Annotated in this window: 8 protein-coding genes; 4 read left to right on the forward strand and 4 right to left on the reverse strand. The window is 57.7% G+C overall.

Annotated elements, in window-relative coordinates; all coding sequences use genetic code 11:
- From Q7O77_RS10225 to Q7O77_RS10240, 4 genes are all read left to right on the forward strand, one after another.
- Positions 1-1463: response regulator (locus Q7O77_RS10225; RefSeq protein ID WP_304166591.1), on the forward strand; the 1463-nt coding region annotated here is incomplete at its 5' end.
- A gap of 443 nt (positions 1464-1906) precedes the next feature.
- Positions 1907-3442 carry a PAS domain-containing methyl-accepting chemotaxis protein gene (locus tag Q7O77_RS10230; RefSeq protein ID WP_304166594.1) on the forward strand — a complete coding sequence of 512 codons (1536 nt, stop codon included), beginning with the start codon at positions 1907-1909 and terminating at the stop codon, positions 3440-3442.
- A gap of 158 nt (positions 3443-3600) precedes the next feature.
- On the forward strand, positions 3601-3972 hold the full coding sequence (locus Q7O77_RS10235; RefSeq protein ID WP_304166597.1) for a FlxA-like family protein: 372 nt from the start codon (positions 3601-3603) through the stop codon (positions 3970-3972).
- Between the two features lie 273 nt (positions 3973-4245).
- Positions 4246-4584 carry a FlxA-like family protein gene (locus tag Q7O77_RS10240; RefSeq protein WP_304166599.1) on the forward strand — a complete coding sequence of 113 codons (339 nt, stop codon included), beginning with the start codon at positions 4246-4248 and terminating at the stop codon, positions 4582-4584.
- 27 nt (positions 4585-4611) lie between these two features.
- On the opposite strand, the gene Q7O77_RS10245 is transcribed toward Q7O77_RS10240, so the two are convergent.
- The 4 genes from Q7O77_RS10245 to glnE all read right to left on the reverse strand — a co-directional run.
- Positions 4612-4845 (reverse strand): DUF3820 family protein, encoded by a 234-nt coding sequence (locus tag Q7O77_RS10245; protein WP_085651154.1) that lies wholly within the window; start codon positions 4843-4845, stop codon positions 4612-4614.
- Positions 4846-4847: 2 nt separating this feature from the next.
- Complete coding sequence (gene ligA, locus Q7O77_RS10250; RefSeq protein ID WP_304166603.1) at positions 4848-6896, reverse strand: NAD-dependent DNA ligase LigA; 2049 nt, start codon at positions 6894-6896, stop codon at positions 4848-4850.
- A gap of 11 nt (positions 6897-6907) precedes the next feature.
- Entirely contained in the window at positions 6908-8335 is a 1428-nt protein-coding gene (gene hldE / locus Q7O77_RS10255; RefSeq protein ID WP_304166606.1) for a bifunctional D-glycero-beta-D-manno-heptose-7-phosphate kinase/D-glycero-beta-D-manno-heptose 1-phosphate adenylyltransferase HldE, read from the reverse strand.
- Positions 8336-8450: 115 nt separating this feature from the next.
- A partial coding sequence (gene glnE / locus Q7O77_RS10260; protein ID WP_304166608.1) for a bifunctional [glutamate--ammonia ligase]-adenylyl-L-tyrosine phosphorylase/[glutamate--ammonia-ligase] adenylyltransferase occupies positions 8451-9923 on the reverse strand: 1473 nt, incomplete at its 5' end.

Below are 9923 nucleotides of genomic sequence, written 5' to 3' on the forward strand. Positions count from 1 at the left end.
GCGTGGAAAAACGTTCCCAGTTGCATCAGCAGGCGCAGCTGGAAATCCAGATCAAAGATACCGGCATCGGGATTGATGAAACGCAGCAAACCCAGCTGTTCCAAGCCTTTCGACAGGCAGACACCAGCATTTCCCGTCGACATGGCGGCACCGGGCTGGGCCTGGTGATCACCCAGAGGCTGGTGCAGGAAATGGGCGGCAATATCCGCTTTCACAGCGTGCCCGATAAGGGCTCGACCTTCTGGTGTACGCTGAATCTGCAGCTCAATCCGCACCCCGCCGTGCTCAACAACTACTTCGATATGCTGCAAGGGAAAAATCTGGCCTATGTCGAAGCGAACCCCGCCGCCGCGCAGGCGACGCTGGATGTGCTGAGACGAACGCCGCTGGCCGTCAGCTACAGCCCCACGACCGAGCAGCTGCCAGCGCAAAAGTTCGATATCTTGCTGGTGGGCATTCCCGTCCATTACCGCAATACGCTGCTGGACTTCACGCCCAAGATCAACAACCTCTGCCGTCGCGCGCCCTGCGTCATTCTCGCCCTGCCCAGTCTGGCGCAGATGGATGCGGAACAGCTGAAAACGCTGGGCGTTCATGCCTGCCTGAGCAAACCCATCACCTCCGCACGTCTGTTGCCGCTGTTGCAGGACACCAACCTGTTCCAGTGCAGCTATACGAACAGTACCGGGTTGGAGCTTCATCCCAAGCAGGAAACGCCGCGGCTGCCGTTGCGGGTGATGGCGGTGGACGACAATCTGGCGAATCTCAAGCTCATCGGCACGCTGCTGGAAGAGCTGGTGGATGACATCATCCTGTGCGAGAGCGGCGCGGAAGCGGTAGAGCAAGCCAGGCAAAACGACTTGAACGTGATCCTGATGGATATCCAAATGCCGGGGATGGATGGTCTGCATGCCAGCGAGTTGATCCGCCAGTTGCCGAATCACGAGGATACGCCCATCATCGCCGTCACCGCGCAGGTCATGCACGGCGAACGGGAACAGTTTCTCCAGTCGGGTATGGACGACTATCTGTCCAAACCGATTGATGAAAAGATGCTGTACAGCGTGCTGCGCAGACACGTGCCCGAGCCGGAGGTCACCGCAGCCGACGACGCCGAAGAAACCGTGTCGCTCGACTGGGCGCTGGCGCAGCAGCAGGCCGCCAATAAACCAGAACTGGCGCGCGACTTGCTGAAAATGCTGTTGGATTTTCTGGCTCAGGTGCGTCCGCAGATTGAAGCGCAGCTGGACGGACAGCATCAGGAATCACTACTGGAAATCATTCACAAACTGCACGGCAGCTGCAGCTATAGCGGCGTGCCCCGCCTTAAACAGCATTGTGCGTATCTGGAACAGCAGTTGCGTCGCGGCGTCACGGCGGAAGCCTTAGAGCCGGAATGGCTGGAGCTGCTGGACGAAATGGCCCATGTCGAAAAGGCCGCGGGACAATACCTTTCCGATTAACACGACGCCTTCATTATTTCCCTCTTTAAGGGGGGAAATAATGTCATTTTATTTTATCGACTTTGTAAACACCTTGAGCGATATAAATAAATAGCTCGTTATCGTTTTAACAAACCTAACACGCTTTATTTTTAATTTTCGTATCGTATTTATTTAACATCATCAAATGACTTTATACTTAAAAGAATCATTATCGCGAGAATGATTATTACCTACGCCCTAATATCACGAATAAATTGACAATAACATTCTTTACCGGATAATCCCCAGCCTGGTGAAATACCCCTCTGAATAGACGGCAATTGCCATATATAAGGCAGTCCTATTCACAAACCACCGTCAATAATAATAAAACGCCATTCTTTTTAATAAATTGCTGTATTCAATCGGTTAATTATTTCTCATTTATTTCTTTTTCGACGACACACACTCGGGGTTTTGTTATGAGGGTTAATACACCTGTCACCCAACATGAATATTCGCTGGACGCGAATGCTACGTTAATGTCAACCACTGACGTTAAAAGCCATATTACCTATGCCAATTCCACCTTTATTCGGGTCAGTGGATTTGATGCCGAAGAGCTTGTCGGCCAACCGCATAATATTGTACGCCACCCGGATATGCCTCCCGCCGCATTTGCAGACATGTGGTATACCTTGCAACAGGGAGACAGTTGGACCGGCATGGTAAAAAATCGCCGCAGAAACGGTGATTATTATTGGGTCCGCGCTAACGTCACGCCGGTTTATCACAACGATAAACTTTCTGGTTATATTTCCGTTCGTAATACGCCCGAAGCGGAAGAAGTGAAAGCCGCCGCAGCGCTGTATGAGGCGGTCAACAAACAGCAGGCGGGCCGCCGTAAATTTTATAAAGGGCTGGTGGTCAGAACCGGCCTGTTCTCCGTGCTGTCCGTATTTCAAAAAATGTCGGTACGCTGGCGTCTGCGCTGCGCCGTATTGGCGGGCGGTATCATTCCTTTTCTGTTTTCGTTGTCCGGCGCAGGTGTCCTGCCGCTTGCCATCGCTTCCGTGCTGACCCTGCTGCTGCTGGACGCCTTTTTACAGCAGCAAATCGCCCGTCCTCTACAGACCATACTGCGTCAGGCGCAGCGTGTAGTTTCGGGGAGAAAAGTCGACAGTCTGCGGTTTAACCGCGTGGATGAAATCGGCATGTTGCTGCGGGTGGTCAATCAGTTCTCGCTCAATCTGAACTCGTTGGTCGACGACGTCAGCACCCAGGTTGCAGGCATGAAAAGCGTCAGCGAGCAGTTGGCGGGCGGCAATGTCGACCTGAGCCACCGCACGGAAGAGACGGCGGGCAACCTGCAGCAAACGGCGGCGGCGATCGAAGAGATCACATCAGCCGTCCACCAAAGCGCTGAAACGGCGGCGAACGCGATCCAACTGACCGACGCGACGACTCAGGCCGCGCAGCAGGGCGGCGACATCATGCGACAGACCGTCAAGATGATGAACGCGATCAACGCGACCAGCGTCAAGGTAGTGGATATCATTTCCGTCATCGACAGCATTGCATTTCAGACCAACATTCTGGCGCTGAATGCCGCCGTGGAAGCCGCCCGCGCGGGCAGTCAGGGGAAAGGATTCGCGGTCGTCGCAGCCGAAGTTCGCCAGCTGGCGCAAAACTCGGCTTCCGCCGCCAAAGAGATCAAGGCATTAATTGACGATAACGTCGCCAGCGTTCAGAACGGCAGCCATCTGGTAGAAAAAGCCGATCAGCATATTACCAATATCGTGGAACACGTCGGACAGGTCAGCGGCCTGATCCACGAGATCGGTCTGGCTACGCGGGAACAGACGTCGGCGCTGGCGCTGATCAACGATTCCATCGCCCAGATCGAGCAAATGACGCAAAGCAATAGCGAGATGGTCACTCAATCCTCAGGCGTTGCCGCAGGACTGAATCAGCAAGCGATCCGTCTGACGGAAGCGGTCAACGTCTACGGGCGTTAACACAGAACGAAGATCCACGAATAACGGCGAATGTTTTATACTGATTAAGTATTAAAAGATGATAAAAATTCGCCGAAAAACAGATCTTACCCTCTGCATAGATTTGCACCGGGTAAGGGGTGAATATCTCGGCTTTACACACATATTCAGGAGCGAAAATGACTAGTATCAGCTCGGTCACCTCCGTCAGCAGCAGCTCTTCTGGCGGTTCGACCAATTACTCGCAGAAGATCAATCAGCTCAACCAGAAACTGGAAAAGGCCACAGAGCAGTTGAAAGATGTGTCTAACTCAAGCGCGGATGCAGAGACGAAAGCCACTCAAACGCAGATGTTGCAGGCACAGATTGAGATGATTGAAGCTCAGATTGAGCAGCTCCAAAACCAACAGGCTCAGGAGCAAATGGCACAGACGCAGCAAAGCCAGCAACAGCAGAGCATCGCTGAAAACAGCAACGCGTCCACGGCCAGCAGCAAAAAGGAAGGCGTGAATCAGCCGACCGACAGCAATCAGATTGACATCTATATCTGACGGTCATCTGCAAGGCCGGCGCTTTTCGCGTCAGCCGATGCACTGACCCACGGTCGGGCCTCGATGGCCGACCGCGTTCTCTGCCCCACACCTCCTGACACCACGAAGGTCTAAGCTCCGCGCATCATCCCCTGAGGCGCATCTTTACGTTTTCCCCTACGCTTTACCGCAAAATTCTGCGTTTTTTCAGACAAAGTGCTAAATATTCACCCAACTCACTTGTTTTATAATCACTCCATAGCCTACCAAGGCTGACAAATGGAGGAAGACATCATGGCCGCAATCAGCGCAATAGCGTCGACATCATTCAGCGATTCGTCCAGCAACCGTGATAACACACAAAGGATTGCCCGGTTGCAACAGCAGATACAGCAACTGACCCAACAACTGAGTCAGGCCACGTCCAGCAGCGGTGAAGATTCAAGCGCTCAGATGCAGATTCAGATGATTGAAGCGCAGATTCAGGCGCTGGCAGCCCAGATTTCCCAGCTGCAATCCGCGCAGGCGCAGAGCTACGCCAGCGACAGCAGCACGCAGACCAGCAGCTTCTCAGCGTTGGCGGACGGCATTAATCGCCCTACCGCCAACAACCAGATTAACGTCTACGTGTAATCGCGAGCGAGAAGAGGAACGCGCCGGTCAGTCAGACCGGCCGTTTGAGGCGTCTTTCAGGGGTTTGATTAACCCCTGCAAACCTTCCATTTTGATGACCATCGTCAGTTGCAGCAGCTCCCCCAAACGTCCTTCGGGGAAAATCTCCTTACGCGCGAACCACAGCAGATACTCTTCCGGCAGATCGATCAAAGCCCGGCCCTTGTATTTACCAAATGGCATGGTCGTGTTGGCGATAGCCAGCAGGTCGGCCTTTTCCATCGCTATTGCTCCAGCAGGCGCATCATTTCCGCCTCATCGATCACCGGAATGCCCAACGACTGTGCTTTGGTCAGTTTCGACCCCGCCGCTTCGCCCGCGATCACCATATCGGTTTTTTTCGATACGCTGCCGCTGACCTTCGCGCCGAGTGCCGTGAGGCGATCTTTCGCTTCGTCGCGCGACAAGACGCTCAACGAGCCCGTCAATACCAGCGTTTTACCGGCGAACGGGCTGGAGGATTCGTCCACATCGACGACAACCGGCTCGGGCCAATGAATGCCAATCTCTTCGATAAGCTCCCGGATCACCTGCTGATTGTGCTCTTCATCCAGGAAATTGCGTACGCGCGTCGCCACGACAATTCCGACGTCCTGCACCTGCTGCAACGCCTCCAGATCTGCGTCAGACAGCGCCTGCGGCGTCAAGAAATGCGCAGCAAGGCTCGCCGCGGTCGCCTCGCCGACGTCTCGAATGCCCAAGGCATAGAGGAAGCGGGCGAAGCTGGTCGACTTGGCTTTCTCCAGCGCATTCACCAGATTCTGCGCCGACTTCGGCCCCATGCGGTCCAGCCCGGTGAGGATGCCCGCCGTCAGCCGGAACAAGTCGGCTGGCGTATGCACGTACTCTTTTTCCACCAGCTGATCGATGATCTTGTCGCCCATACCATCGACGTCCATCGCCCGGCGGGAGACAAAATGCTTCAGCGCCTCTTTACGCTGCGCGCCGCAGAACAGGCCGCCGGTGCAGCGCGTTACCGCTTCGCCTTCCACCCGCTCAACGTCGGAACCGCAAACCGGACACTGGTCAGGAAACACGATAGGCTGCGTTTCTTCCGGACGTTCCGTCAACACGACGCTGACAATTTGCGGGATGACGTCTCCGGCGCGGCGCACCGTCACGCGGTCGCCGATGCGAATGCCCAGACGATCGATTTCATCGGCATTATGCAGCGTCGCATTGCTGACCATCACGCCCGCGACGGCCACCGGCTCCAGCCGCGCGACCGGCGTAATCGCTCCGGTGCGGCCAACCTGAAACTCCACGTCGCGCAGCCAGGTCAGCTGCTCCTGCGCCGGGAACTTGTAGGCCACCGCCCAACGCGGCGCGCGGGCCACGAAGCCAAGACGCTCTTGCAGCACGAGATCGTCGACCTTGATGACCACGCCGTCGATATCGAAGCCCAGACCGCTGCGCGTCTCTTCCACCTGACGATAGAAATCCAGCACGGCATCGCTGCCGCTGCACCGCTGGATGCGATCGCTGACCGGCAGTCCCCAGGACTTGAAGCGTTGCAGCCGCTCCCAATGGGAGTCCGGCAGCTCGCCGTCTTCAATCAGCCCAACGCCATAACAGAAAAAGGTCAGCGGACGTTTCGCCGTAATACGCGGGTCCAGCTGACGCAACGAACCGGCGGCGGCGTTGCGCGGGTTGGCAAACACCTTGCCGCCCGTACGACGCGCGTCCTCGTTCAGCGCCTCAAAGCCGCTGTGCGTCATAAAGACTTCGCCGCGCACTTCCAGCCGACGCGGGATACCGTCGCCGCTCAGCCGCAGCGGGATCGCGCCGATGGTGCGAATATTCGAGGTGATGTTCTCCCCCGTCGCCCCGTCGCCGCGGGTGGCGGCGCGCACCAGCACGCCGTCTTCATACAGCAGGCTGACCGCCAATCCATCCAGTTTCAGTTCACAGCAGAACGAGAGATCGTCTGCGTGTTTCAGGCGGTCATTGATACGCTTGCAGAACGCCAGAAAACTTTGCTCGTCGAAAACGTTGTCCAGCGACAACATCGGCACTTCGTGCCGCACCGACTCAAACGCCGCCAGCGGCTCCGCCCCCACGCGTTGCGTCGGCGAGTCCGGCGTGATCAGCGCCGGATGTTCCTGCTCCAGCGCCTTTAGCTCACGCATCAGACGGTCGTATTCCGCATCGGGAATTTCCGGCGCATCCTCCACGTGATACTTGTGCTCGTGATAACGGAGTTGGGTGCGCAGCGTTTCAAGACGTGCTTCAACAGACTGTGAATTCAATGGAGTAAACCCTTTCTCTGACATAACGACATCGATCAGCGGCTGGCCTTGATGGTATTGATGATATTGGTGGTCGAACAGCCGTCCTCAAAGTTCAGCACTTTGACTTCGCCGCCGTTGTCCCAGACTTCTTTGCTGCCTGCGATCTCTTCCGGCTTGTAGTCGCCGCCCTTCACCAGAATATCCGGCAGGATTTCGGCGATCAGACGCTGCGGAGTATCTTCTTCGAACGGCACCACCCAGTCGACGGCTTCCAGCGCGCCCAGCACGATCATACGCTGCATCAGCGGATTGACCGGACGTGTAGGGCCTTTCAGACGTTGAGTCGACGCATCGCTGTTCACGGCCACAATCAGGCGGTCGCCCAACTTGCGGGCATTCGCCAGATAAGACACATGACCGGCATGCAGAATGTCGAAGCAGCCGTTAGTCATCACGATGCGCTCGCCGCGCTGACGCGCCTGCGCGACCGCCGCTTTCAGCTGTGCTTCGTCCATCGCGCCGAACCCCGTTTCCGCACGGCCGCGAATCGCATTTTCCAACTCGATCGGCGTAACGGTGGAGGTGCCCAGCTTGCCGACCACGACGCCTGCGGCGGCATTTGCCAGGAAGCAGGCTTCTTCTATGGGATTACCGGCGGCCAAGGCGGCAGCCAGTACGCCGATGACCGTATCACCGGCCCCGGTTACGTCATACACTTCCTGCGCCTGCGTCGGCAGATGCAGCGGCGTTTTACCCGGCTGCAACAGGGTCATGCCCTGCTCTGAGCGGGTGACCAGCAGCGCGGACAGATCCAGATCCGCCATCAGCTGCATGCCGCGCGCGACCAGATCGTCTTCGTCGCGGCAACGGCCAGCGACGGCTTCGAATTCCGACAGGTTTGGCGTCAACAGCGTTGCGCCGCGATAGCGAGCGAAGTCCGTGCCTTTCGGATCGATCAGAACCGGCACACCGGCCGCTTTCGCCGTCTGAATCATGCTTTGCACGTGGACCAGCGCGCCTTTGGCGTAGTCGGACAGCACCAGCGCGCCGATTTTCGGCAGCGCCTGCTGAATGCGCTCGATCATCGGTTCCGGGTCAACGTTGTCGAACCCTTCTTCGAAGTCCAGACGGATCAGCTGCTGATTGCGGGACAGCACCCGCAGTTTGGTGATCGTCGGGTGCGTCGGGACGGAGACGAAATCACACTGCACGTTGACTTCGTTCAGTTTGGCATTCAACGCCCGGGCCGCATCATCGATCCCGGTCAGGCCGACCAGACGCGAACCGGCGCCCAGCGCCGCGATATTCATCGCCACGTTTGCCGCGCCGCCCGGACGCTCCTCGATGGTGTCGACTTTGACCACCGGCACCGGCGCTTCCGGTGAAATACGGCTGGTCGGACCATACCAATAACGGTCGAGCATGACATCGCCCACCACCAGGACACCGGCTTGACGAAAATCAGGTAGCGTAACTTTCATTCCCTGCTCCAAAAAGGGTTCATTTTATCGCGCGCTATACTACCACAGCTCGCCCGACGGCACGGCCCCCGCGGGGGGAATCCGCGGCAGCGTCGCCGATTTTGCGTACAACTTCTCAGCTCAGCCAGTTTTTCCAGCTGCGTTCCACCTGCTCGCGCTCCGTGGTAAAGAGCGCTTGGCTCACGCGCCCGGAGCGTTCCTGCAAGGCCAGACGATGCAACTCGTCGCGCAACGTGATGTAAGCCCGCGTTAACGCGTTGGCCTCGTCTTCTTCCATCACGCCGTGCTGGGCCATCATCTCCAGAATTCGCACATTGTCGGACCAGCGCGTTAACGCCGGCTGCGCGTGCGCATAGCGCAGGACCAGATACTGCACGATGAATTCGATGTCGATGATGCCGCCTGCATCCGTCTTCAGATTGAACGCGTCCGGATCCCGACTGGAGCGATGACGCCGCATCTTCTCCCGCATCTCCCGCACCTCGGCGCGTAGCGCTTCGCCGTCGCGTTCCCGGCAGAGGATATGTCGACGGGTCGCCTCGAACTGACGCTGGACGCCGGTTTCGCCGTAAACCATCCGCGCACGCACCAGCGCCTGATGTTCCCAGGTCCAGGCATCGTGGCGCTGATAGTCGTCAAACGCGCCAACCGTGCTGACCAACATCCCCGCCGCGCCGGAGGGTCGCAGCCGCGCATCCACTTCATACAGAATCCCGGACGAGGTGCGCGTGCTGAACAGATGCATGACTCGCTGGGCCAGCCGCAGATAGAACTGGTGGCCGTCGATACTGCGCTCGCCATCGGTCATCACGTTCGCCGGACAGTCGTGTAAAAAGACCAGATCGAGATCCGAACCGTAGCCCAGTTCCCAGCCGCCCAGTTTGCCGTAGCCGATTACCGCGAATCCGCGCCCTTCCTGCTGTTGCAGGTGCGATGGCTGACCGTAGCGCATCACCATACTCTGCCAGGCCTGTTGCACCACAGCGGCGATGATGGCTTCGGCCAGATAGGTCAGATGGTCGCTGACTTTCATGATAGGCAGCGCGCCCGCGATATCTCCGGCGGCGATCCTCAGTTGCTGCGTCAGCTTGAATTGGCGCAGCGCCTCCAGCTGTTGCTCTTCGTCATCTTCCGGCACCCGCATCAAATACTGGCGCAGTTCATCCGCATAGGCATGTTGCGCCGTCGGTTGATAAAGCGTAGCAGGGTCGAGCAGCTCATCCAGCAATAGCGGATAACGCGCCAGTTGGCTGGCCAGCATCGGAGAGGCCGCGCACAGGCGGATGAGGTGCTTCAACGCCGGGCGCGATTCGAGCAGCAGCTCCAGATAGGTTGTTCGGGTGACGATGCCGATGAGCAGCGGCGTGATGCGTGAGACGATGATATCGGCCTGCTCCTGCTGACAGGCTTCCGCTAGCAGCGCAGGCATCAGTTGGTCCAGCACGTCCCGGCCGCGCGGACCGATGGTGCGCCGGGACAGCTCGGAGCGGAAGTCCTGCAGCTGTCGAAATAGGTTGGTCCGATTCTCTTTCGGCAGATGCGGGGTCAGCGACGCCAGTTCGGCATCGTCCAGCCCGTCCTGCCACAG

It is taken from the genome of Lonsdalea britannica, from assembly GCF_946477055.1.
Classification (GTDB): Bacteria; Pseudomonadota; Gammaproteobacteria; order Enterobacterales; family Enterobacteriaceae; genus Lonsdalea; species Lonsdalea britannica_A.

Bases quoted from the DNA above. Each gene is read 5' to 3' on its own strand.
- Q7O77_RS10230 (WP_304166594.1), top strand. From the start codon at position 1,907: ATGAGGGTTAATACACCTGTCACCCAACATGAATATTCGCTGGACGCG.
- hldE (WP_304166606.1), bottom strand. From the start codon at position 8,335: ATGAAAGTTACGCTACCTGATTTTCGTCAAGCCGGTGTCCTGGTGGTG.
- ligA (WP_304166603.1), bottom strand. From the start codon at position 6,896: ATGTCAGAGAAAGGGTTTACTCCATTGAATTCACAGTCTGTTGAAGCA.
- Q7O77_RS10235 (WP_304166597.1), top strand. From the start codon at position 3,601: ATGACTAGTATCAGCTCGGTCACCTCCGTCAGCAGCAGCTCTTCTGGC.
- Q7O77_RS10245 (WP_085651154.1), bottom strand. From the start codon at position 4,845: ATGGAAAAGGCCGACCTGCTGGCTATCGCCAACACGACCATGCCATTT.
- Q7O77_RS10240 (WP_304166599.1), top strand. From the start codon at position 4,246: ATGGCCGCAATCAGCGCAATAGCGTCGACATCATTCAGCGATTCGTCC.